The following is a 24,491-nucleotide window of genomic DNA, read 5'->3' as shown; positions in this document are numbered from 1 at the left end:
ACACCACATAGGCTCTGCCTTGCCTAAATACCAAACAGACTGCTGCAAATTTAACCTTGAAAGATCAACAGACCCTAATCTATTAAAAAGCCACACTAAATAGTGTGGCTTTTTGTTTTTAGCTGCAGCTTAAAATTTCATTTCAACTTTGCCGTAAACATAGCGGCCATTAAAACCAAATGGCGAAAAGCCCGAGTAAGAGAACAAACGTGAGAAGGTAGTTACATCGCTCACTAAATCACGAGTTGGATCTGGGTATACATCAAACACATTATTCGCGCCTAAGCTCAGAGTAATGTTGTTATTAAGTGCATAGGCAACATCTAAGTCGGTGATCCACTTTGGCTTGAGCACTTCGTTACGCTCTGGAATTTCTGATGGGTCTTGTGTTTCACCATAGCGAGTGCTGCGAAGTGTGGTACGCCATTCGTTTAGTGTCCATGTAGCGCTTAGGTTGTATTTATTACGCGGGGTGCTTACTTCAAAACGGCGCAGTTCATTACCCGAGAACAAATTATCTTGTTCAACACCTACGCTTTGTAGCTCAGCGGGTGGGGCAATAATATTAGTCACTTCGTTTTTGCCGTAGTTATAGCCTAAATTAAACGCTACATCACCGTAGTTATCGGTCATTAGGTTGTAAGAGGCAACCACATCAACGCCACGGGTTTTGCTATCAATCGCGTTTAAGAAAAACCGCCCTTGGTTAGCTCCAGTGCCCTCAAGTAAACTTGCTACACCTGCACCCGACAGGTTATTTGATAACACAATACGGTCATCAATTAATATTTGGTAATAATCCACAGATAAGCTGAAATTAAAGTCGGTTGACCAGGTAAAACCTACCCCGTAGTTGGTGGCTTCTTCTGCATCTAAGCCCGGTGATCCCAATGCAACGGCTACATCACTGCTTGGGGCAAACGTCCCTGTTTGTGTTGGAATACCATCAACAAACACGGTGGCCACTGAAGTAAAATATTGCTGTTGCAGAGAGGGCGCTCTAAAGCCGGTTGATACAGAGCCGCGTAATGCTAAATCTTCTGTTAGCGTATAACGGGTGGCAATTTTACCATTAAGCGTATCGCCAAAGTCAGAGTAGTCTTCGTAACGCGCTGCGACGGCAACATTCCAGTTATCTGTAATAAAGGCTTCTAAATCAACGTAAAGGCTAACATTATGGCGGCTGTTATCACCCGCAGACTCAGGTGTGAAACCTGGGAATACTTGCGAACCTGCAGAGCCAAATGGGCCATTAACTGGGTCGGTTACTGCGCCACCAGGGCCAAAAGTGCCTTGTGCGTATGAGGCTTCTTCGCCTGCCTGAATTTCGTAGCCTTCACGACGATACTCAGCGCCCACTGCGACGTTGATTCCGCTAGCTAAAAAGTCTGCATCAATCTCGCGGCTAAAATCAAGATTAATAGTCAGCTGATCGTAGGTAAGTGTACCGGCATCAAAACTGGTTTGACTGCTAGGTCCATATGAGGTGTTTAAGCTATCAATAACACCAAAGTTAAAGGCATCTTGGCCGTATACAGCAGAAGCGTCGTAATTCCATTCATTAGCAAAACCTTTTACGCCGAGTGCTAACGAAAAATCGTCAATATCTGAGGTGATCACCGGTAAAAAGCCATCAGGATAAATTTCTGTTACGTTACGGCTGTCTTGTGCGCGACGATAAAAACCTCCGCCTTCGCCTTCACGCTTGCTGTAAGAGCCAAACGAGTAGAGCTCGGCATCGTTAGTTAATTGATAACCGGCATTATAAAACAGCGCGAAGTCTTCAACGGTGCCATTGCCAAAGTTATGATTGTAACGATCCCATGTGAACTCACGCGGATCAAGAGAGCCATCAGGTAGGCGGGCGTAATTTTCGCGCTGGTCATAATCAGAGCGATTCGTTGAGCTACGGTCGCGATATTCAGTAGAAATACTTAAAAAGCCGTTATCGCCCAATTCAAACCCCATATTACCTTGCAGGGTTAAGGTTTGGCCGTCGGTCAGCGAACGGTCGCTGCCTTCATTAAAGGCTAAGTTGCCATTGGCATCTTCAGAAACGGATTCTAGTTGAGGCACACCCTGCATTTCGGTGATGTTTGCTCCATATACAGCACCTAGGCTGCCGCCACTGCTATTACTTTTAAGGACAATATTAATCACACCGGCAATGGCGTCTGAGCCATATTGCGCAGCGGCACCATCGCGCAATACTTCTATTCGCTCAATGGCATTGGCTGGAATAGCGTTTAAATCAACCGATGATGACCCACGACCGGTTGAACCATTTAAATTAAGCAGTGCATTACTATGGCGACGTTTACCATTTACGAGCACTAAGGTGTGATCAGGTGCTAAGCCACGCAGTTGAGCTGGGCGCACATGGTCGCTGCCATCGGTGATTGATGGCTGAGGGAAATTAAAGCTTGGTAATAAAGTGCTCAGTAGTGCATTGGTTTCAGTTTGCCCTGAACTTTTTAGGGCATCACCGCTAATGATATCAATCGGAACTGGGCTGTCTTCAACTGTGCGGCCGAGTCGGCGAGAGCCAATTACACTAATTTGTTCAATATTTTCTTCTGCTTGTGTGTCTTGCTGTGCGGCATTTACCGACCAGGATCCAAGTAGTGCAGCGGCAACACTGAGTGTAATGGTTTTTTTTGCTGTAAATAGCTGTTTTAGTTGCATGATTAGTTTCCCTCATTCAATGCTCTACAGGTAATTCAATTATTAATGAACTAATTGAAATTTCTGTTGTCAAGGTAGACCATTTTTACAACCAAGGTCAATTGAATTACATTCAATCTACAATTTATTTACAGCGGCAGGTGGACTATTTGAGTAGCCTGTAGCGTAAGTCGCCATTTACCATTTTATTTTACCTGTGAGCATATCTTTAAACATTACCCAATCGCCCCATAAACTATATAACGGGTGCTTAAATGTAGCAGGGCGGTTTTTTTCAAAAAAGAAATGCCCAACCCACGCAAAGCCATAACCAATCACTGGTAATAACCATAACAACATAAGTTGTGAGCTAAAAAACGCATAGCCTGCCAGTAACAGTACTAAACTACTGCCTATAAAATGCAATCTACGGCAGGTTTGATTACGATGCTCTTTTAAGTAATAAGGGTAAAAGCGTTTAAAGCTTTTAAAGGATTGGGTTTCTGTCATTACTTAGCCTATTGGTGTTTAAACGTTGTTCATTAATGTATTTAAGCGTAACTAAGCGCAGGTTAACAGCGATAAATGACGTTTACCGCATCTTAATAGACAAAAGCAGGAAAAGTTAATAACTTAGAGTGATTATCAACAAGGAACTAAAATAACAATGCTAAAAAAAACACTGACCTGTGCGGTTGTAATCGCACTTGCGGGTTGTTCACAACCTGCAGAAAACACCACTCAAAATGAAGTAAAAACAGCAATGAAAGCAGTTAACTCTCTAGATTACCCTGAAACTAAAAAAGGCACAGTGGTTGATAGCTACTTTGGTGAAACTGTGGCTGATCCGTATCGTTGGTTAGAAGATGATATGAGTGATGAAACGGCTCAATGGGTTAAAACACAAAATAACCTAACCTTTTCATATTTAGAGCAAATACCGTACAGAGATACGTTAAAGCAGCGCCTTGAAAAGTTAATGAACTACGAAAAAATCAGCGCGCCGTTCACCGAAGGTGATTACACCTATTTTTACAAAAATGATGGCCTGCAAAATCAGTACGTTTTATACCGCAGTAAAGACGGGGGCGAGGCTGAGATTTTCTTAGATCCTAATACGTTTAGTGAAGATGGTACCACTTCAATGTCGGGCTTATCATTTTCAGAAGATGGCTCATTGTTAGCATACCAAATATCGGAAGGTGGCAGTGATTGGCGTAAAATCATTGTTATAGACACCGAAACCAAAGAGCAAGTAGAGCAAGCACTGGTTGATGTTAAATTTAGTGGCGTGAGTTGGTTGGCAAATGATGGTTTTTATTATTCAAGCTACGACAAACCAGAAGGCAGTGAGCTTTCTGCAAAAACTGATCAACATAAAGTGTACTACCATAAATTAGGCCAAGCCCAAAGCGAGGATACGCTAGTATTTGGCGATACCGCTGAGCAAAAACACCGTTATGTAGGCGCTAAAGCGACCAAAGATGGCCGTTATTTGTTTATTAGTGCTAGCGTATCGACCTCAGGCAATAAGTTATTTATTAAAGATTTAACTAAGCCAGATAGCGAGTTTGTTACCGTAGTGGGTAATACCGACTCTGATACCAGTGTGATTGATAACGAAGGTAGCAAGCTATTTTTGGTTACTAACTTAAATGCTCCAAATAAAAAAGTAGTGACGGTTGATGCAAGCAACCCGCAACCTGAAAACTGGCAAGACTTTATTCCAGAAACTGAAAACGTACTCAATGTAACGCTTGGCGGTAACACATTCTTTGCCAACTACATGGTTGATGCTATTTCTAAAGTGAAGCAGTATAACAAGCAGGGCGAATTGATCCGTGATATAAGTTTACCAGGGGTTGGTACGGCGGGTGGTTTTGGCGGTAAAAAAAAGCAAACTACGCTTTATTACTCATTTACTAATTACAAAACCCCTGGCACGACTTACAGTTTTGACGTACAAAGTGGTGAGTCTAAAGTATATCGTAAGTCAGGGATTGATTTTAATAGCGACAACTACACCTCTGAGCAAGTATTTTATACCTCTAAAGATGGCACTAAAGTACCGATGATTATTACTTACAAAAGTGATATTAAATTAGACGGTAGCAACCCAACTATTTTATATGGCTATGGTGGCTTTAATATAAGCTTAACACCTCGCTTTAGTTCAACAACAGCGGCTTGGCTTGAGCAAGGCGGCGTATACGCAGTGGCTAACATTCGTGGTGGCGGTGAGTATGGTAAAGAGTGGCATAAAGCAGGTACGCAATTGCAAAAGCAAAACGTATTTGACGACTTTATTGCTGCTGCACAATACTTACAAGATAAAAAATACACCTCTAAAAAGCGCCTAGCACTGCGAGGTGGTTCAAACGGCGGGTTATTAGTCGGTGCCGTAATGACCCAGCGACCTGACTTATTTCAAGTGGCGCTACCTGCGGTAGGTGTACTGGATATGCTTCGTTATCATACTTTTACAGCGGGTGCTGGCTGGGCATACGATTACGGTACTAGCGACCAAAGTAAAGAAATGTTTGATTACTTAAAAGGCTACTCGCCAATTCATAATGTAAAAGCAGGGGTTGAATATCCGGCGACGATGATCACTACAGGCGATCATGATGACCGCGTTGTACCGTCGCATTCATTTAAATTTGCAGCAGAGCTTCAAGCGAACCAAGCGGGCACTAATCCAACGCTTATTCGTATTGAAACCAATGCAGGCCACGGTGCGGGTACGCCAACAAGTAAAATTATTGACCTTTATGCCGACATGTACGGTTTTACGCTTTACAACATGGGCATTAAATCACTTTAATGTGACTTTATAAGCTAACGAAAAGCCGAGTTACTTAAATGACTCGGCTTTTTTTTAGGCTCACTACTTTATTGTATGGGAGAGAACAACCGTTGATAAGTTTTATAAGCGTATTCGTCGCTCATACCGCTTAAGTAGTCACAAATAATTCGCATGCCTTGATGGTGCTTTTCGGCTTCTAGGTAAAGTGCTTGCGTGGTTTCGGGTAATAACCGCATTGGATCGCTGGCAAATGCGGTAAACAGTTCAATAAGCAGATTTTGCCCTTTAAATTCTATTTGTTGCATTTGTGGGTCGCGTATCAAGCGTTGAAACACAAAATGCTTAAGTATTTGTAATACGCTTTCGTATTGCTGATCTAATTTAGCGGTGTGCTTTAAAATAGGGCATTCAAAGGCATCGTTTTGTATGTCTAAATGAATATGAATAATAAAGGTATTTACTAATTCACCAATGGCATCTTTACGCTCATGTTCGTGTTTTGAAAATAATCGCTCTGTAAGTGATTTAAGTAGCGTATTTAACCAATCATAGTTGAGTGCTTGTAAGTGCGGCAATGCATGGGTTAACCAATCGTCTAGGCTTAACACATCGGTGGCTATGGCATCTTCAAGATCGTGAACGGCATAGGCAATGTCATCAGCCAGTTCCATAATGGCACTATCGAGAGATTTATAGCGTGTTTTAGCTCGGTATGAATCTACAATATTTTGGCTGGTTAATAATGCTTTATCATTTTGACTCAGTGGTTCAATGATCCAATTAAATATAGGTGCATCGTCATTGTAAATACCTTTAGCAGGTCGCCAGTCGTCGGCTTTTATAAACGCGCGTTGTTTATCTACTTTGGGAATGTTATACCACAGCTGGTCGATAAAACCAGGGTACTTTATAAACCCTAATAATGTGCGCCTTGTTAAGTTCATGCCATAGCCATTACTGTAAGGCTCTAGTTTGGCTACTATTCGTAGTGTTTGTGCGTTACCTTCAAACCCGCCATGATCACGCATCATGTAGTTAAGCGCAATTTCTCCGCCGTGCCCAAAGGGCGGATGGCCGATGTCGTGCGCTAAACATAAGGTTTCGAGTAATCCGGTTGATGGAAAATGTTCAAAACGAGGGTGCTGGGCTTTTAAGTGACGTAATATGCCCGTGCCTATTTGCGATACTTCTAAAGAATGGGTAAGACGTGTGCGATAAAAGTCATTTAAACCAATACCCATTATTTGAGTTTTGGCTTGAAGGCGTCTAAATGCTGCAGCATGAATAATTCGAGAGCGGTCTATTTGCCAAGGAGAGCGGTTATCGTTTGGGCGGTGCTTATATTGTTCAATTATTCTATTTTGCCACTGTTTATCCATGTCACAACCTATCTCTATATCTACGACTTTAACGCTTAGTATATTATAAATAACTCACAATAGGCGTATGAATTTTATTCAGTTGTTCGGTATTCGCGTTTATAAAGTGGCTTAGGTATAATGAGTGCTCGTATGTATGTGACTACACCATACATAACTTAGAGTTTAATTGAGATAATACATGTTAAAAACTATTTTTCAGTTGTTGTTAGCCGCCCTTGTTATTTGGGCACTTACTCATCCATTTATACAAACTGATGAGTTTGTTTCAGATGAACAAACACGTGCTGACGACATTAAAAAAGAAAAGAAGAAAGAAAAACCATTGCACAATGTTAAGTTGCCAAAATTCTCAGAATACACCGATGTAAAAGAGAAAAAGCATGCGTTTTTTAACTTCATTAAGCCCCATGTAGAAGCCGAAAACAAAAAGATTTTACAGCAACGTGCAAACATTGAAATTGCGCGCATGATGCTAGAACACGACGAGCCGTTAAGTAAAAAACAAGCGAGCGATATTAAAAAAATACTTAAATTATACCGCTTACCTGAAACCTTAGACACGCTTACACTAACTCAAGCGCTGCGCCGTGTAGATATTATTCCTAAAGAACTTGCCCTAATGCAAGCTGCTAATGAGTCGGCATGGGGTACCTCACGCTTTGCCCGAATAGGCTTAAACTTTTTTGGCCAATGGTGCTACAAAAAAGGCTGTGGCATGGTGCCAAGAAGACGTAATAATGAAGCCGAGCATGAAGTGGCTGCATTTAAATCGGTTCGCGCTGCTGTAACGTCATATTTTAGAAATATTAATACGCATAATGCCTATAAACAATTACGCAGTATACGTGAAGATTTACGCGCACAGCAAAAGCCAATTAAGGCGACTAAGCTAACCCTTGGGCTGATGTCCTACTCAGAGCGTGGTGAAGCGTATATTGAAGAGCTAAATACGATGATCAATCAAAACCGAGCGTACTTTGATGAATAAACCAGTATTAAAATTAGTTACGACTATAGCGACCTGCTTTTTAGCAATAGCGGCAAATAACACCTATGCTAAAGAGTTTGTTATGTCGTATGACGGTTTTTACGACCGTTTAAAAGTAGTAAACAAAGGCGATTTTCAGTACGCCCGCGTAAACTTTTATATTAGCGATATTGGTACTAACGAAGTATGTAGTATCAAAAGCGGGACTATTTTAACTGAAAAAAATGAGTACCCGCTTAATTACACTGACAAAGCGCAACTGTTATTACCGTATGATAAGCAGCTCGATACTGACAAAGCGGTGATTGTGGTTCAGCCTAAAAATCCGATTCATGATTGTCAGTTAAAGCTCCAAATAGAGGCCAACGAGCTAGAAGGGCTAACCTTTTCAAAGCAATCATTATTAACCATTAATAATGAGCTTGAAGCGCTTTTAACAGACTTGTCGGGCTTTTTTGTTAGCAAACTAATGTGGTTTTTACTGCCTGAGCAAAAAGGGGTGGTTGTTACTTTTAATGCGCCTAAACAATTTGATGATGAGCGCATAACATGCGAAGAATCAGTATGTTATTTTGAAGTAACAGACAGCTGGCAAAACGACACAAAAGTATTGGCTGATATAAACGAGGTAGTTAAAGTAACGCCTTGGATCAGTAAGTAATAAAATTAATTGGTTTGATTATAAAGCGGGGTCAGGTTTGACCCCGCTTTTTTTATTGCTAAATTAAATAATGGCAGAGTGGCTATTCATGAGTGCGCTTTTTTCATCATGAGTAACAACTTTATTTCGGCCCGTTTCTTTAGCAAGGTAAAGGCGTTTATCAGCTTGCAATAGCAGCTCTTGCATATTTAAATCGCGAATAAGTGCGCTACTTACTCCAGCACTAACAGACAATGCAATACTATTACCGTTAAAATAAAAGGGATATTGATCAATACTTCTGCATAGCTTTTGGGCTAACTGCCTTGCTTGAGTAAGATTTTTTTGGTTAAGGAAAATAGCAAACTCTTCTCCGCCAATTCGAGCGGTAATGCCTGCTTCAAAAAACAATTCGTTAATATGTTGTGCAATCCATTTTATTGCTTCGTCGCCAGTTTCATGACCATATTGGTCGTTCACTTGTTTAAAAAGATCGATATCGAGCATAATTAACGACACTCTGCTGTTAAGTGGTGCAGTGTGGGTTATTTTTTTACACAGGCGGAAAAAGCCTCGCCTGTTTAATAATTGTGTAAGCGGATCGTGATTCGCTAAGTTTATTAGTTTTGATTCTTCATTGGCAAAAGCAATAAACGGCAGAATTAATGCACTGGCTGTGGTTAAAAATAAATGCGAGACCAATAATAGTTGTAATCCCGCGGCTAAGTTCGCCTGACTAATTTGGCTAAAGTAGGGTAAAACAAGGAGTACAACTTGCAACAGCATTACTACACTGTGTAGTGAAAAGCAGGCAATTAGTAGTCGTTGCTGTACTTTAGCAACACTGGGGGTTTTAATCATTAAATAGGCCGCGTAGCTAAATAGTACGGCAGTAATAATACTGGTAATAATTTGCCCCGCATCAATGAGATACACAGCAAGTAGCAATGTGCAACATATAGCACAGGCATAATATAAAGGCGTTAGCTTTACTGCAAGCACCGTACTTTGTGGTATTAACCCTAAAATAAGCAGGAGTGGGGTTAAAATAATAAATAGGTAAGCAAAAAAGTAAGTTAAAAGTGGATAGTCAATCACTCCTCTCAAACCAATTAGGGCAATAGCGGTTATAAACGAGCAGCAGGCAGTAGCAAAAAATAAAAAGCTAGGTTGTTTTTTATATGAATACACTGAAAAAAAGAACACTGCAATAAACAAGTTAAGAATAAAACAGAGGCTAATTAATGTGGGTAAATGAAGCATGTTTTAGTTGCTCTTTTAGCTGAATAAGAAATAACGCTTAACTCATTATTAGGTAGTAACACTAAAATAGCAAGGGAGTAAAAAGTATTAACTTTATACTCCCTTGCTACAAACTTAACCCTTTAAGGTCAGTCGTTAAACTAAACTTTTTAATGCGGCATCGATTTCAGAAAAGTGAAAACGGTAATTATTTTCTAATGCTTTTTTAGGCACCACAAATTGGCCCGTTGTGAGTAGATCTGACATTTCTCCCATTAAAACATTGAGCACAGCTGCAGGCATGGGCATAAAGGCAGGGCGTGACAATGCTTTGCCCAATGATTGGCTAAATTGTTTATTGCTCACCGGATGCGGGGCAGTGGCATTTACAGCACCAGAGATATCTTGATTACGAATCAAAAATAAAATGAGCTGCACCATGTCATCAATGTGGATCCACGACATACCTTGCTCGCCATTGCCAATTGGCCCGCCTAAACAAAACTTAAATGCAGGCAACATTTTTCCAAGTGCGCCGCCTTTTTTAGCCAGTACAATACCTGTGCGAAGTAAGCAAACACGGGTATCGTCAGACTCAGCTTTTAATGCAGCGAGTTCCCAATCCTTACAAAGTTGGTGACTAAATTCATCGTGCGGTTCTGTGTTGTTTTCATCAACTTGGGTTTTACCTTGGCGACCATAATAGCCTATTGCACTGCCTGAAATAAACGTATGTGGTGGTGTATGACACTGATTAATTGCATCACTTATGGCTTGGGTAGTAATAATTCGGCTATCACGTATTTTTGCTTTTTGTTTATCACTCCAGCGTTTATTAACGATAGGTTCGCCGGCTAAATTAATGACAATATCGACCGTATTTAAATCGACATCGTCTAAGCTGCTAACAGCATTTACTCTGTGGCCTAACAACACTTTAGCTTTGGTTGGATTTCTACTTAGTACCGTAATGTCGTGGTGGTGCAACAAGAAAGGGCAAAGGTGCCTACCAATTAAGCCCGTGGCGCCTGTAAAAAATATATGCATTGCAACTCCAAAATTATAAATAAAGCGGGATGTTTAAAATTTATACTCCCCAGCTCAACGATTTGCAAATTTATACGTACTAATCATTATTATGATCACCCATAAATATTTCATTCTATTGGGTTTTGCCTTACACTGAAGCCAAATAACAGCAATAGGATAAGAGTATTGGCAAGTTTAACTGGGGTAAATAAAAGCTTAATTATTTTTGCAGCGTTGGTCATTGTATTGGCGGGCATTAAAGCCGCAAGTGCTATTGTTATTCCGTTTATTTTGGCAGCATTCATCGCCATTATTTGTAGCCCACTCATTAATTTTTTTGCTCGCTACCGTATTCCAAAAGGCATAGCGGTGGTGCTTGTGGTGCTTATTATTATGGGCTTAGGTGTTAGCTTAGGCGGTTTAGTGGGGCAGTCGGTTAATGACTTTTCAAAGCAGTTACCTGAATACAAAGCACAGTTAAAAGAAGAATTTGTATGGCTGGTTGATATGGCGTCGCAATACAATATATTAATTAATAAAGAACAAATTTTGTCTATGTTCGACCCCGGTAAAATGGTTGATGTTGCCACCAATATGTTAACCGGCTTAGGTAGCGTAATGGCCAATATGTTTTTAATTATTTTAACGGTTGTTTTTATGCTGTTTGAAGGGCCCATACTTGGTAAAAAAATACATTTAGCACTAGACGACCCCGACAGCAAAATTAAGCAAATTGACCGCTTTTTAGACTCTATCAACTCTTATTTGGCTATTAAAACCCTAGTAAGTTTAGCCACCGGTGTAATTGCTGGTTTTTACTTATGGATACTCGATGTTGATTACTTTGTACTTTGGGGCGTACTGGCATTTATGCTTAATTACATTCCTAACATTGGTTCAATCATAGCGGCTGTGCCAGCACTGTTACTGGCGCTTATTACTCAAGGTCCTTTAGTGGCAGGCCTCGTTGGTGCGGGTTATTTAACTATAAATACCGTAATGGGTAATATTGTAGAGCCTAAATACATGGGTAAAGGGTTAGGGCTCTCTACGTTAGTGGTATTTTTATCGTTAATATTTTGGGGTTGGCTATTAGGCTCTGTGGGAATGTTGTTATCGGTGCCGTTAACTATGATTGTAAAAATAGCGCTAGAAGCCAGTGACGAAGGGCGTTGGTTAGCCACTATGCTTGGCACAGGTGAAGAAACCGTCATTAAATCAGAAGACTAATACCTTACAAAGGCGTGCCTAAGCACGCCTTTAACATTATTAAGTATTTATTAAATTAGCTAAGGCGCTATCTACGGCGTTTATAGCCCCCTCTAAATAGCCTGCTTCTTGCTTAGCAAACTCACTGCCCACAAAATGCACTTTTAACTGTTTGAGCTGCTCGCTAAGCCCTGAAAAATTAAATTCAGGATGCTGCGATACACCTAGTTGGTCATCCTTGTTGGCCACAAATTCATCCTCAGCCCAATCTTTTATCGTGCAATCAGTGGCAGTATAAGCCTGCTCACCATAAAAATAGCCAAGCTGATCAAGGCAGGCTTGGGTTAATTGCTCGCGAGTTACTTGACTTCGCTGTAAGTAAGGCACGCCAATAAAGCCAAATAGAGCAGGGTGAGCATGATCACTTGCTGACGCATCATGTATTTCTACTAACGGGCCAACACGGCTAAAACATTGCCCAGATAAGTTTTTATCTCGCCAAAAAGCGTGCTCAAAGGTGGCAACAAATTTTGCTTGGCCAGCCATCCACGTCGGCACCGACGTTAAACGCTGAGTTAAAACATTATCAGCCCATAAATGCGGGGTTAAATGCTGGCCGATCATTCTAGGGGGTAACGCAAACAGTAACTGATCGCAAGTAAAGTGCTGCGTACTCCCTTGGTAATTAGCGCTTATATGCCAGCCATCGGAGAGCTTTTTTACTTCGCTAACAGCGTGCTCTAATTTAACGGTGTTTGGGTCAAGCTGCTGATAAAGCGCATTAATAAGCTCGTTCATACCGTTTTGAATTCTAAATAGCTGCATTTCACCCGCCCCTGCAATTTGCTGAGCAGGGGCAGTATGCGATGCTTGATACAACACATCACCTTGGGTGTATTGCTCAAACACAGGGATGTTTAAAGCAGCAACTAACTGTTGAATATTAGGCTGGTGCGGAAATATCCAGGTAGGGCCCAAATCGTGGCCAATGCTGTTGTTAGTCGCTAAAAAGTGAGAGGCAATCCTGCCACCCAAATTGGCTTTGGCCTCTAATAATAAAAACGGAATATTTCGTTTTTTTAGGCTGTAAGCGGCATATAAGCCCGCTAAGCCACCACCAATAATAACCACAGGTTTATGCATTTTAAAATCACTTTAGCTAAGTCAATCTACTAGTAGGTAGTTTGTGGTTTTTATGCAGATTTGTCAAAACGTTTTATGGGCTAAGTGAGTAAGCTTTAGTGTGCACTCATACTCAGGAAAATGAGCGACGCGCGTATAGTATGCTAATTAGCACTGCTTAAAAGAATAAAACTTAATGATAGCAATGTGTTAGCTAATTTGTTAAAACTATATGTAGTAGAAAAAATAAGCGCAGCGCTGGTAGAGATATACGCGAGTCGCGCAATATAAAATTGTTAGCTGCTTTTGGAAAGAATCATGGATGTAATAGATATAAAAACATTTATCCCAAGTAAGGACTTCGAAATTTCAAAGTCTTTCTACTTGGAAATTGGATTTAAATCAGAGTACGTAACCGACGATCTCACACTTTTTGAAAACGGTGATTGTCTTTTCTTTTTGCAGCGCTTTTACAATGAAGATTTTGCCAAAAATTTTATGTTGCAAATCTGCGTTTCAGACATCTACGAAGCATATGAGTTATGCTCTAAATCCGAACACAAAACAAAGATTACCCCAATCCAACAAGAAGCTTGGGGTAAGATCTTTTATTTATGGGGGCCAGTGGGTGAACTGTTGCATATCACGCAGCTGAGCAGCTAACAAAACGCTGTTGTGGCTCCATTTGGTCGCTGGGACGCTAACACGTGGGTTGACTCGCTTCGCTCGGATTTTAGCCCATGAGCTTATTATTCAATAAAAATAATGTAGACACCCAATTTAAAACAAAAAATAGAAAACACCCATTAAAAGTGTTGATATTTTATAGACTTAAACAATCTTTGTTAATCTTTCTATGCAGTGCGGCAAGACATTACAAACAGCAACCGTCCCCATGATCGTTTATGATGCAAATCAAATTTAAGTACAAGTAGTTCTGTTTCAATGGAGATGAAGAGTGATATTAGTTTTGTTTTTTATGTTTATATCTTTTTTTAGATGTTGTTATCTTTACTTCATCTTAGTTAAGTTAAAAAGAAATAGAGCAACGGCTATCAGGATCGATATTGTAATATTATTGGTGCAAGTATACGTGGCAGTCTGTATTGAAAACTCGACTTATTTTTTATCGGATTCTGGGTTTGTTTTTGTTCTCATCGCAATGGTTGAAAGTATGGTGCTCAGGAAGAAATCATTAGATTAGTAGCAAGATCGTTCCTAATTTTTCAGAAGCTGAAGTAATTTCACTTAAGTCTCAGACGACTAAGGCAATATTTAAACATAGTGTGGTTGGCAGTAATTAAATTTCCGCACTTGTTCTGTTAACTTAAAACGACATTGATGCCACTAAAGTTAACCAAGAAAATTAAACTATAAAACTTTTTAAAAGATAAAAATGACAGGACTAATTTATCAGTGAGAATGATTGATAGAGTTTATGTCTGAAAATAATCCTTTTATGAAGAACAATTAACAACAGAGTAAAGTTGATGCATGTTTCGCTAAAGCCAGTATTCGTTAATAGGATAAGATGAGTGAGGGAATATACATTCAGTTAGTTGCTATTCTGGCAGCTTTAGGCTGGACCTTTTTACAGGTTTGTTGCCTGTTTATCGCTACACAATGTGTTTTTGGAATTGTGAATTTGGGATCTAATAGCTCAAGTATTCGTGAGAAAATATTACTGCATGCTGTTACGGGAGCTTTTTACTCTTTGTTTATTCTGCCATTTATTTCGTTAGGGATGTTTTACTTTGCCACGATTAATATTCAAGGCTGGTATGAGCTCAAACCGTCAATTTGGGTTTTTGTAACTTGGTGCGTCGGGTTGTTTATGTTCTTTTTTTTCATATCCTTAACGGAATGGTTGTGCGATCTAGTGAAAATAAACAAAAGAAACGTATGAATAACGATAATTAATATTAAATCAGCCCTTAATTTTGTACTTTCAAATGCTTTCTAAGTGGGTTTTATTCAGTATAAATTATAAATAGTGTCTAAGCGCATTCTTATTAAACTTTATCAGCTGTTTATGCTTTTGCTGCTATCTTTATTTATTACTAGTTCAAGTCGCAAATAATACAAACTAGAATAAGGGTAAAAAACTAAAATGACTCAAAATAATAAAATTAACTATATTGAAATTCCTGCACAAAATATTGCAGCTACAAAGGCTTTCTTCAGTACGGTGTTTGGCTGGTCATTTGTAGATTATGGCCCAGAATATTGTAGTTTTACCGCGCAAGGGGTTGATGGTGGTTTCTTTAAATCTGATTTAGTTGTTTCTACTAAAAACGGAAGCCCGTTAATTGTGTTATACAGTAATGACCTTGAAGCGACTCAAAATAAAATTGAAAAAGCTGGAGGCAAAATAATTAAGCCTACATTTTCATTTCCCGGTGGTAGACGATTTCACTTTAGCGACCCTAATGGAAATGAATTTGCGGTATGGTCAGAGTAATCACATAACAAAGTATAAAAACTAACAAAAATGCAGCCTTTGAGGCTGCACTTTTTAAAACACTAATAAACTGAACTCTAAATTACCAAGCCACAGCACACATCGCTTACCTATGAGCTAATTAAAGAGCCGTTTTAAGCTGCTGAATAAATTGCTCGGTCATGGCTATTTCACATTCTTTGTAGGTAACAACGGCTTGTTGTGCATTAGGTTGTTTTAGCATGTAGCGCCATTGGCAACTTCTTTGAATGTAATTGTCTTTAGCGTTAATGCTTAGCTTAAATAATGACAAAATTTGGGTGTTGCCGGTTTCGCTTTCTAATGCAGATAGTTCAAAGGTACGCTTTTGGATCCAGCTATCTTGTTCTTGCTGTACTCTATTTAATTTGGCATCTAAACATTGTGTATATGCTTTGATTTGTTCGGGTAGGGCGTTCTTTTCAAGTGTGCATTCAAGCGGCGCTGCAACGCTTGGAACAGCCCAAGCAAATAATAGGGCTAGAGTAAAACAAAGGATATACTTACTTTTTTTCATGGTAATTAAACTCGAGAATAAATTTTGCGCCGCCCAAACGTTGCGACTGAGAAATAGTTAACAACCCGTGATACGACTTCACCAAGTCAGACACAATCGCCATGCCAACACCATGACCACTCTCGTAAGTATCAAGGCGCGTACCGCGTTGAAGCAATGACTCGCGTTTATCGGGTTGAATACCCGGGCCGTCATCACAAATACTAATGCTGAGTTTTTTAGCTTGTGAAACGTCAATACTGACTTGGGAGCGACAGGCTTTGCAGGCATTATCTATTAAGTTACCTAATAACTCCATTAAATCGGTTTTATCGCCTAAAAAGTAATCTTTATCACTCACTTTGCAATTAAATATGATGTCTTTATCGCGATAAACTTTACCCATCGCACTTAAAATAGAGTCGATAACCGGTTTGATGGGGGTTTGCTTTTTCCATGTATCGGAAGCCCCAGTAGCAGCACGTTTTAATTGGTGCTCGATCATCACATTAATTCGGTCGAGTTGTTCTTGTGCGTCGGCATCGTTGGCCAGTGGGCTTGATTTTAATACAGCTAACGGCGTTTTAAGTGCATGTGCTAAATCACTGAGTGAGGCTCTGTAGCGTTCTTTTTGGCGCTGCTGCGACTCTAACAATAGGTTGAGGTCGGCTTTTATTGTTTGTAGTTCAACGGGGTATAAGCCTTTAATTTCTTGAATATCGCCTGATTCAATAGCTTTTATTTCTTTATCTAGGCGCTGCAGCGGCCTTGCACTCCAAATAAAACCAATAGCCATTAACCCTGCTATAGCAATCCCCATTATAAACATCCAATCGACTAAGGTTTGTTTAAACCCGTCCATTAAACGCAGTAGGGCATCGTTGCGTTTTAATAAAATAAATCGTGCTTGCTCTGATTGGTCAATATTATTAAGAATGACCGTTAAGCTTAACTGCCAATAGGCGGTGTTGTTATAAACCACGCGTCTAAAGTCTGCAGCACCGGCTTTGGGCTCTATATATTGGGGAACAAAGTTAACGTTAACCGCCGACTCAGAATGCCAAATAGGCACATCGTCACGGTAAATCATGGCGTAGGTGTCTGAGTTTAGGTTATTGAGTTCGGGCGTTAAGATAGAGCTGGGCATGATAATACCGCGCTCTGTAAAATCAACCTCGGAGATGAGTGAATACAGGTGCGCTTCGAGGTTTTTTTCGGTGGCATCAACAAGTGACGCGTAATACGCCTTACCTATGGAGTAAAACAAAATAGGTAAGGCGACTAATAAAACAAAGACAAGGATAAATCCTTGCCTTATTTTTAACGAAATTTGCGGTGCTACCACTGGCTTTTAAGCCTGTAACCACGCCCACGTAGTGTTTCGACTGGGTTAAGCACACCGTCAGGGTCGAGCTTTTTACGTAAACGCAATACAAACACTTCAATGACGTTTGAATCAAGATCGAAATCTTGGTCATAAATATGTTCTGTTAACTCAGACTTTGAAATTACTTTTTGCGGGTTAACCATTAAGTATTCAAGTACTTTATATTCGTATGCGGTTAAGCTTAGCTCTTTGTCGTTTACCCACACTTGTTGTGAACGCGTATGAATTTTGATAGGGCCGGCTGTCATTTCTGGGTTTGCTTTACCTGCACTTCGACGAATAAGCGCATTACAGCGAGCAATGAGTTCTTCAACATGAAATGGCTTAGTTAGGTAGTCGTCAGCGCCCGCATCGAGGCCTTCAACTTTGTCTTGCCAGCGATCGCGCGCCGTTAAAATTAAAATAGGGATAGTGATCCCTTGGGCGCGGGCTTTGTTTATAAGCTCTATGCCATCTATTTTAGGCAGGCCTAAATCAACCACTGCCATGTCTAAAGGGTATTCTGTTATATGAAAAAGGCCCGCTTCGCCATCGTGACATAAATCAACACTGTAACGCTCTTTTTCTAATGCATTGCGCAGATTATCTGCCAAATGTAAATCATCTTCTATTACTAAAATTCGCATTGGTTAATCCTTTTTCACTTCGCCAGTTTTTTTGTTTATCTTCAAATCGACGACGTGGCCGTCAGCTTTTAAAATTCGTACTGTATAAAATTGTGTTTCTTCTGAAATTTTTAATGTTGTACCGTCTGTAGTTTGTTTTGCAAGTATTACTGCTTTCTTTTTGCTTATCTCAACTTTATCGGGTGTGCTGTTAGTATTATTTGCATGGGCAACATTAGCCAAACAAAAAACAGCAATTAAATTGAGTGTTAATAATACACGCATTACGAAACTCCTAGAACATACCTGCTTAGCCTAAAAAACTAAGCCACTAAAATTTAAGTACTCTATTGGGTATTTAAATTTTTATAAGACAAAGTCTAATTAAAAATGAGTGAACAAACCCTGAATTACTGGTTGCAGTTAAACAGGGGAACTCACGTTAATGTTAAGCAGGGAACACTTTTTTGAATGGTTTAACGATTGAGTTTTCATATACGCCACCCGCAACATAAGGATCATCTGCGGCCCATTCTCTGGCATCTTCTAAAGAGTTAAATTCAGCAATTACTAAAGAGCCAGTAAAGCCAGCATCTTGAGAGTCTTCACTATCAACCGCTGGAAGGGGGCCGGCTGTTAATAGTCGACCTTCGTTTTCTAGCGTTTGTAAACGTGCTAAATGAGCAGGGCGAGCGGCTTTTCTGTGCTCTAAGCTGTTCTGGACGTCCGTTGAATAAATCATATACAACATAAAAATACTCTCAAAACTTGTTAAATTTAATTAACTGCATACTAGCATAGCGTTGATAAATGGTGAATTAAAAGTGTTTATGGCGATGTTTACAGCAAGAATGTTTTTTTACGCGGTAATTGCTTGAAAAGCGCTGCGTAACACTGGTAGAGTCCCTTGGATAAGATAAATAATAACAAGGTTATTACATGAGTGAAAATAGAGAGCACTTTAGCTCCCGCTTAGGATTTATATTAGCAGCGGCGGGTTCTGCTGTGGGCATTGGTAACTTAGTAGGCTTTCCAGTTTCTGCGACTAAGAATGGCGGTGGTGCATTTTTGCTCGTCTATGCTTTGTTCGTCGCATTCATTTGTTTACCCGTCATGATGGCCGAAATGGCTATGGGTCGCCACGCACAAAAAGATCCTCTTGGTGCATACAAGGCGTTAGCCAATAACGATAAGAAATGGAAGTTTGCTGGCTTTTTAGCCGTGTTAACGCCATTTATGATTGCCGTTTTTTACATGGTGATCACGGTGTGGATTTTTGGTTACTTAAGCCAAACCGCATTTGGTAATTTGGATAAGTTGGCAAACCCTGGGCACTTTGATGAGTTTATTAACAGCTACACGGTGTTCGGCTACATGGCACTGGTTGTGGTGATTGTTAACTTAATATTGGTCGGTGGCGTAAAAGATGGCATAGAAAAAGCGGCTAAATTTTTGATGCCGGCGTTATTTGTCATGCTTATTATATTAGTGGGTTACGTACTCACCCTTGATAACGCAATGGCGGGTGTGAAGTACTATATTATTCCTGATTTTAGTAAAATGAATGCCAGTGTTCTTAATGGCGCATTGAGCCAAGCGTTTTTCTCATTGTCGTTAGGTATGGGTATTTTAATTACGTATGCCTCTTACATTTCTAAAAAAGATGACATTGTGGGCAGTGCGAAAATGGTTGCCATTACCGACTCATTAGTTGCCTTTGTTGCAGGCTTGATGGTGTTACCGGCTATTTTTAGCTTTGACCCAAATACCGATCCGACAAAGTTATCTGACTCGTCAGTTTCAATGATTTTTGTGTACTTACCAAAAATCTTATTAGCGTTACAACACGATATTGGCTACTTTGGCGCATCAGCCGTGGCATTTATTTTCTTCTTATTGGTATTTTTTGCTGCGATCACATCATTGGTATCTATTGTTGAAGTTCCAACTGCCACACTCAGCGACCGTAAAGGCATTAGCCGTAAAAAAGCGCTAGGCATACTTACCTTATCAACCGGTGTGTTAACCATTATGTGTATTATGTCGTTTGGTATGATTGACAGCCTAACTACCTTTACTAGCTACGGCAGTGGTAACAAGAGCTTTTTTGATATTGTATATGACGTATTCTACGACACTATTTTACCACTCAATGGTTTAATGGTATGTTTGTTTGTAATGTATAAATGGAAGAAAGTTCGTTTAAGTGAAGAGCTAAGACAAGGTTCGCCTAATTATGCGAATAGCTTTATGGAAAAGTACGTTAACTTTTCATTACAAACATTTATCCCAGCGATTTTACTGCTTATTTTTGTAAACACCGTTGCGACCAAGTTTTTTAATATCAGTATTTTTGGTTTTTAATTAAAACTTAATTTAATAAAGCCGCGCTTATCGCGGCTTTTTTGTTGCGGTTAGTTAATTCAGTGCACCCGAATCTAAGTAGTCACCAATCCCTAGGGTAAACATCCAAATGCCCCATAAGCTGTGCTCAATAACACAGGCAAAAGTTGAGCGGCTTTGCGCGTAGGTATAGGCAAACAGTAAGCCACCGACAAACGCTAAACTAACAGCTATCCAATTGGCGTAAATAATATGTGCCAATGCAAATACACTGGCGCTAATAATAATGCGCAACCATTTACTGGGCATAATGCGCTTATAGCGATGAAAAAAATACGTTCTAAATATTAACTCTTGCGGGATCACCGACAATAAAGGATAAAGCAGCAATAGCATCAGCCAATCGGAGAGGTTTTCACGCGGTAAAGTAAACCAGTGTCCTTGGTAGAGTAGGTTATAAAACACCCCTGAAAATAATGCGCCAATAAAGAAAAAGCTAAACATACGGCGCTTCACAGCAGAAAACTGCCCCATACTGGTTAATCTAAAGCGCTTAAAGTGAATGTCGTTTAGCAGCAGCATACAGCACACACTCATTAAAATGATCAGTGCTGGAATAAGCCAGTTAGATAAATACTGGCGAATATTAAAGCCAATTAAAGGCAGGATGATAAAAATAAAGGTAAATTCAAACCAGCGGTATTGATTAGCGTTCACGTTTGCTCACGGTGATTTTTATTTCACCTTAGCAAGCGATTAAGTCATCTTTATGACTATAAAACAGCCAAGCTGATTATATTTAAACCCAATGACTCTCACTAAGGCCCTTAGCCCTTGGTTAAGGTTGACTTACCCCCTTGCAACCCTTAGCCTGCCTGCTTTTATTTTTACATCATTGTATTGCCACGCTAGTTGGCTAAAGCCAGCGCGTGTATTTAGGAGCAAAAAATGAATAAGGCAGAACTTGTTACAGCCATGGCACACACGAGCGAGTTAACAAAAAAAGAGGCGCAATTAGCGTTAACCAGCTTACAAAAGGTGATTACCAAATCATTGTCTGAAGGCGATCAGGTACAAATATATGGTTTTGGCACTTTTGCATTAAGTTATTACCCAGCCCGTACGGGTCGTAATCCACAAACAGGCGAAGCAATAGAAATAGAAGGGGCTAATAAAGCCGTATTTAAGCCAGCCAAAGCGTTAAAAGACAGTCTTTAATTGTCAGTGCTTGTAAGGGAGTTTTGTTATTCAAACAAAGCATGTACCTTGCAGGCTATTTTTATTTTTAAAAAATGGCTGTGTAGTATCTGCAACCACTGTAAATAATTTACATAGCACTCTCATCTCTTTAAATAAAACGCCAATATTATCAATATGTTATTTTTGGTATGTGATATGCAAACCTCTCTGTGTATCAAAAAATAAGATAAGGAGTATTTAATGAGTAATTTACATAGCAGCACCCGTTTACAAGGTAAAAAAATTGCCATTTTAGCCACCGATGGATTTGAACAAAGCGAGCTACTTTCGCCGCAAAGCGCATTACTAGAGGCGGGCGCAGATATAGAGGTGGTGTCTATTAAAGAAGGGCAGATCACTGGTTGGAATAAAGATAATTGGGGTGAAAAAGTAACCGTTGATAAATTAGCTGCCGATGCCAATGCCGCTGACTACGATGCACTTTTACTGCCGGGTGGTTTGTTTAATCCCGATAGCTTACGTCAAAATACAGATGCCAAAGCGTTTGTTGATGGCTTTTTTGGAGCTAAGAAAAACAAACCTGTGGCCGCTATATGTCATGCACCGTGGTTATTAGCTGAAATTAATAAGCTCAGAGATAAAAAAGTGACTTCTTTCCCTAGTATTAAAAGCGATTTAATTAACGCCGGAGCTCATTGGGTAGATCAAGAAGTGTGTGTTGATAACGGCTTAGTCACTAGCCGCAGCCCTGCAGATTTAGATGCATTTAATGCAAAATTTATTGAAGAAATACTCGAAGGTAAGCACCAAGCGCACTAGTTCTGGGCTTTTAAATAGAAAAGGGCATATTACATGCCCTTTTTTATTGATAATGATAAAACACAGCTCGCTATTAAAGCGCAGTAGCGGCTTTCATATCGCTTACAAATGTTTTTAGCTGCGAGGTCATCGCATCTAAATCATCTAAGTTTGCTTCAATAATTTTTACCACAGCAGAGCCCGAAATAGCACCCGCAGCACCGGCTTTAAGTGCCGCTTTTACATCTTCAGGCGTTGAAATACCAAAGCCTAATAATGCAGGTGCACTGTGGTACTCTTGTAAGCGCGTAACCACATGGGTTGCTGGCATTTGTGCTTTGGTGTCTGTACCTGTTACCCCAGCACGAGAAAGCAAGTAGGTGTAGCCACGGCCGTATGATGCACATTCACGCAGGGTATCGTCACTGGCGTTCGGTGTAGCGATAAAAATCGGGTCTATACCATTGGCCATGGCGGCTTTTCTAAACATTTTAGACTCATGTAATGGCACATCAGCCACTAAAATAGAGTCAACACCCACTGCTTTTGCATCGGTGTAAAACTTTTCTAAGCCACGTTTAAATATTAAGTTTGAATACAATAACAAACCAATTGGAATGTCGGCGTTATATTCACGGATCTCTTTAATAATATCAAAGCAGTCTTGCGTATTAATATGCACGTTTAAGGCACGAATATTGGCTTTTTGAATGACAGGGCCATCGGCAATCGGGTCGGAAAACGGAATACCTAATTCAAGCCCGTCAGCGCCGCCATCAATTAAGCTTTTAATAATTTCGATGCTTTGCGCTTTACCTGGATCGCCAATGGTTACAAACGGTACAAAAGCACCCTGGTTTTGCTCTTTAAGCGCGGCAAACATTTGTCCATAACGGTCAGTTTTTACGTGGCTCATAGTTGACCTTCCTCTGATAATACCTTGTGTACGTGGGCTAAGTCTTTGTCTCCACGACCACTTAAATTAATAACAATGATACTGTCTTGCGTTTGCTCTTCTGCATATTCGAGGGCATAGGCTAGCGCATGACTTGATTCAAGCGCAGGAATAATCCCTTCGTGTTTAGCTAATGCTTGAAAGGCATCAAGTGCTTTGGTGTCGGTAATACCGACATATTGAGCACGGCCAGTTTCGTGCAAAAAGGCATGTTGAGGGCCAACTGCGGGGTAATCTAGTCCCGCCGATACAGAGTAAGACTCTTCAATTTGGCCATCTGTATTTTGCATAATATAAGTGTAAGTACCGTGCAAAATACCTTTTGTTCCTTTACAGATAGTTGCGCCATGTTCGTGCGTGTCTAACCCTTTACCTGCAGGTTCAACGCCAATGAGTTTAACGCTTGGCTCATCAATAAAATCGGTAAACATACCAATTGCGTTAGACCCACCGCCTACACACGCAATAACCGCATCAGGCAAACGGCCTTCGGCTTTAAGTACTTGTTGTTTTGCTTCTTCACCAATAATTTTTTGATATTCACGTACAATAGTCGGGAATGGGTGAGGACCTGCTGCAGTACCTAAAAGGTAATGAGCCTCTTGATAATTGGCAGACCAATCACGCAATGCCTCGTTAACCGCATCTTTTAATGTACCCGAGCCTGCGGTTACCGGAATAACTTCAGCGCCCATGAGTTTCATTCTAAATACATTTGGTTGTTGGCGTTCAACATCTTTTGCACCCATATAAATGCGGCATTTTAGTCCAAGTAACGCACAGGCAAGTGCCGTTGCAACGCCGTGCTGGCCGGCGCCTGTTTCAGCTATGACTTCTTTTTTACCCATACGTTTGGTAAGCAGAGCTTGGCCTAAAACTTGGTTTGTTTTGTGCGCACCACCGTGGAGTAAATCTTCACGCTTTAAGTACAGTTTTACTTTTGGGTTTTTAACTAAGTTACGCGTTAAAGTAAGCGGGGTAGGACGACCTGCATACTCGTTAAGTAATTTACTTAGTTCTGCCTGAAATTCAGGATCTTTTTGTGCTTTATTAAATTCGTTTTCTAACTGCTTAAGCGCAGGGACAAGCAGTTCGGGTACAAACATACCGCCAAACTCGCCAAAATAAGCTGGATTTTGCATTTTA

The 24,491-nt window shown here is 40.2% G+C and carries 23 protein-coding genes; 9 read left to right on the top strand and 14 right to left on the bottom strand.

What is annotated here, in order from left to right:
• Window positions 1-129: 129 nt before the first annotated feature.
• Window positions 130-2,685, bottom strand: coding sequence for a TonB-dependent receptor plug domain-containing protein (locus PSM_RS08470; RefSeq protein WP_013465103.1), 2,556 nt, complete (start codon window positions 2,683-2,685; stop codon window positions 130-132).
• A gap of 177 nt (window positions 2,686-2,862) precedes the next feature.
• On the bottom strand, window positions 2,863-3,174 hold the full coding sequence (locus PSM_RS08465; protein ID WP_013465102.1) for a DUF962 domain-containing protein: 312 nt from the start codon (window positions 3,172-3,174) through the stop codon (window positions 2,863-2,865).
• Window positions 3,175-3,331: 157 nt separating this feature from the next.
• On the opposite strand from PSM_RS08465, the gene PSM_RS08460 reads away from it, so the two are divergent.
• Window positions 3,332-5,488, top strand: a complete 2,157-nt coding sequence (locus PSM_RS08460) for a prolyl oligopeptidase family serine peptidase (protein ID WP_013465101.1) — start codon at window positions 3,332-3,334, stop codon at window positions 5,486-5,488.
• Window positions 5,489-5,556: 68 nt separating this feature from the next.
• Here PSM_RS08460 and PSM_RS08455 read toward each other — a convergent pair whose 3' ends face one another.
• A complete protein-coding gene (locus PSM_RS08455; protein ID WP_013465100.1) occupies window positions 5,557-6,849 on the bottom strand; it encodes an anti-phage deoxyguanosine triphosphatase in 1,293 nt (430 codons plus the stop codon).
• A gap of 181 nt (window positions 6,850-7,030) precedes the next feature.
• Between PSM_RS08455 and PSM_RS08450 the strand changes: the two genes are divergently transcribed.
• Window positions 7,031-7,840 (top strand): glucosaminidase domain-containing protein, encoded by an 810-nt coding sequence (locus PSM_RS08450; RefSeq protein ID WP_013465099.1) that lies wholly within the window; start codon window positions 7,031-7,033, stop codon window positions 7,838-7,840.
• On the top strand, window positions 7,833-8,501 hold the full coding sequence (locus PSM_RS08445) for a DUF2987 domain-containing protein (protein ID WP_016900395.1): 669 nt from the start codon (window positions 7,833-7,835) through the stop codon (window positions 8,499-8,501). The genes PSM_RS08450 and PSM_RS08445 overlap by 8 nt, the downstream gene beginning before the upstream one ends.
• Before the next feature lie 63 nt (window positions 8,502-8,564).
• Here PSM_RS08445 and PSM_RS08440 read toward each other — a convergent pair whose 3' ends face one another.
• A complete protein-coding gene (locus tag PSM_RS08440) occupies window positions 8,565-9,743 on the bottom strand; it encodes a GGDEF domain-containing protein (protein ID WP_013465097.1) in 1,179 nt (392 codons plus the stop codon).
• A 135-nt stretch (window positions 9,744-9,878) separates the two neighbouring features.
• The gene (locus PSM_RS08435) at window positions 9,879-10,769 is read right to left on the bottom strand and encodes a TIGR01777 family oxidoreductase (protein WP_013465096.1); all 891 of its coding nucleotides are present in this window, start codon (window positions 10,767-10,769) and stop codon (window positions 9,879-9,881) included.
• A 168-nt stretch (window positions 10,770-10,937) separates the two neighbouring features.
• Between PSM_RS08435 and PSM_RS08430 the strand changes: the two genes are divergently transcribed.
• Window positions 10,938-11,981, top strand: a complete 1,044-nt coding sequence (locus PSM_RS08430) for an AI-2E family transporter (protein ID WP_013465095.1) — start codon at window positions 10,938-10,940, stop codon at window positions 11,979-11,981.
• A gap of 39 nt (window positions 11,982-12,020) precedes the next feature.
• Here PSM_RS08430 and PSM_RS08425 read toward each other — a convergent pair whose 3' ends face one another.
• The gene (locus tag PSM_RS08425) at window positions 12,021-13,103 is read right to left on the bottom strand and encodes a flavin monoamine oxidase family protein (protein WP_013465094.1); all 1,083 of its coding nucleotides are present in this window, start codon (window positions 13,101-13,103) and stop codon (window positions 12,021-12,023) included.
• A 297-nt stretch (window positions 13,104-13,400) separates the two neighbouring features.
• Here PSM_RS08425 and PSM_RS08420 point away from each other — a divergent pair, with 297 nt between their 5' ends.
• Window positions 13,401-13,745 (top strand): lactoylglutathione lyase, encoded by a 345-nt coding sequence (locus PSM_RS08420; protein ID WP_036954510.1) that lies wholly within the window; start codon window positions 13,401-13,403, stop codon window positions 13,743-13,745.
• A 1,447-nt stretch (window positions 13,746-15,192) separates the two neighbouring features.
• Window positions 15,193-15,543, top strand: coding sequence for a VOC family protein (locus PSM_RS08410; RefSeq protein WP_013465093.1), 351 nt, complete (start codon window positions 15,193-15,195; stop codon window positions 15,541-15,543).
• A 121-nt stretch (window positions 15,544-15,664) separates the two neighbouring features.
• Here the strand turns inward: PSM_RS08410 and PSM_RS08405 are convergent, their stop codons facing one another.
• From PSM_RS08405 to PSM_RS08385, 5 genes are all read right to left on the bottom strand, one after another.
• Window positions 15,665-16,078 carry a hypothetical protein gene (locus PSM_RS08405; protein WP_013465092.1) on the bottom strand — a complete coding sequence of 138 codons (414 nt, stop codon included), beginning with the start codon at window positions 16,076-16,078 and terminating at the stop codon, window positions 15,665-15,667.
• On the bottom strand, window positions 16,065-17,402 hold the full coding sequence (locus PSM_RS08400) for an ATP-binding protein (protein ID WP_013465091.1): 1,338 nt from the start codon (window positions 17,400-17,402) through the stop codon (window positions 16,065-16,067). Before PSM_RS08400 ends, PSM_RS08405 begins: the two co-directional genes overlap by 14 nt.
• Complete coding sequence (locus PSM_RS08395) at window positions 17,396-18,070, bottom strand: response regulator transcription factor (protein ID WP_008109187.1); 675 nt, start codon at window positions 18,068-18,070, stop codon at window positions 17,396-17,398. Before PSM_RS08395 ends, PSM_RS08400 begins: the two co-directional genes overlap by 7 nt.
• Before the next feature lie 3 nt (window positions 18,071-18,073).
• On the bottom strand, window positions 18,074-18,334 hold the full coding sequence (locus PSM_RS08390; protein ID WP_013465090.1) for a PepSY domain-containing protein: 261 nt from the start codon (window positions 18,332-18,334) through the stop codon (window positions 18,074-18,076).
• Between the two features lie 163 nt (window positions 18,335-18,497).
• Window positions 18,498-18,800, bottom strand: a complete 303-nt coding sequence (locus PSM_RS08385) for a YciI family protein (protein WP_036954522.1) — start codon at window positions 18,798-18,800, stop codon at window positions 18,498-18,500.
• A 188-nt stretch (window positions 18,801-18,988) separates the two neighbouring features.
• Between PSM_RS08385 and PSM_RS08380 the strand changes: the two genes are divergently transcribed.
• Window positions 18,989-20,413 carry a sodium-dependent transporter gene (locus tag PSM_RS08380; RefSeq protein WP_013465088.1) on the top strand — a complete coding sequence of 475 codons (1,425 nt, stop codon included), beginning with the start codon at window positions 18,989-18,991 and terminating at the stop codon, window positions 20,411-20,413.
• A gap of 54 nt (window positions 20,414-20,467) precedes the next feature.
• Here the strand turns inward: PSM_RS08380 and PSM_RS08375 are convergent, their stop codons facing one another.
• Window positions 20,468-21,109: a CPBP family intramembrane glutamic endopeptidase gene (locus PSM_RS08375; RefSeq protein WP_013465087.1), complete on the bottom strand. Its 642-nt coding sequence runs from the start codon at window positions 21,107-21,109 to the stop codon at window positions 20,468-20,470.
• Between the two features lie 231 nt (window positions 21,110-21,340).
• Here PSM_RS08375 and PSM_RS08370 point away from each other — a divergent pair, with 231 nt between their 5' ends.
• On the top strand, window positions 21,341-21,610 hold the full coding sequence (locus tag PSM_RS08370; protein WP_013465086.1) for an HU family DNA-binding protein: 270 nt from the start codon (window positions 21,341-21,343) through the stop codon (window positions 21,608-21,610).
• A gap of 222 nt (window positions 21,611-21,832) precedes the next feature.
• Entirely contained in the window at window positions 21,833-22,411 is a 579-nt protein-coding gene (locus PSM_RS08365) for a type 1 glutamine amidotransferase domain-containing protein (RefSeq protein ID WP_013465085.1), read from the top strand.
• Window positions 22,412-22,484: 73 nt separating this feature from the next.
• On the opposite strand, the gene trpA is transcribed toward PSM_RS08365, so the two are convergent.
• Window positions 22,485-23,306, bottom strand: coding sequence for a tryptophan synthase subunit alpha (gene trpA / locus PSM_RS08360; RefSeq protein WP_013465084.1), 822 nt, complete (start codon window positions 23,304-23,306; stop codon window positions 22,485-22,487).
• Window positions 23,303-24,487: a tryptophan synthase subunit beta gene (gene trpB, locus PSM_RS08355; RefSeq protein ID WP_010390233.1), complete on the bottom strand. Its 1,185-nt coding sequence runs from the start codon at window positions 24,485-24,487 to the stop codon at window positions 23,303-23,305. Before trpB ends, trpA begins: the two co-directional genes overlap by 4 nt.
• Window positions 24,488-24,491 lie beyond the last annotated feature (4 nt).

The organism is Pseudoalteromonas sp. SM9913, assembly GCF_000184065.1.
Classification (GTDB): domain Bacteria; phylum Pseudomonadota; class Gammaproteobacteria; order Enterobacterales; family Alteromonadaceae; genus Pseudoalteromonas; species Pseudoalteromonas tetraodonis.
The sequence above is the reverse complement of the archived record's forward strand: the minus strand, read 5'-3'. Positions and strand labels throughout refer to the sequence as shown.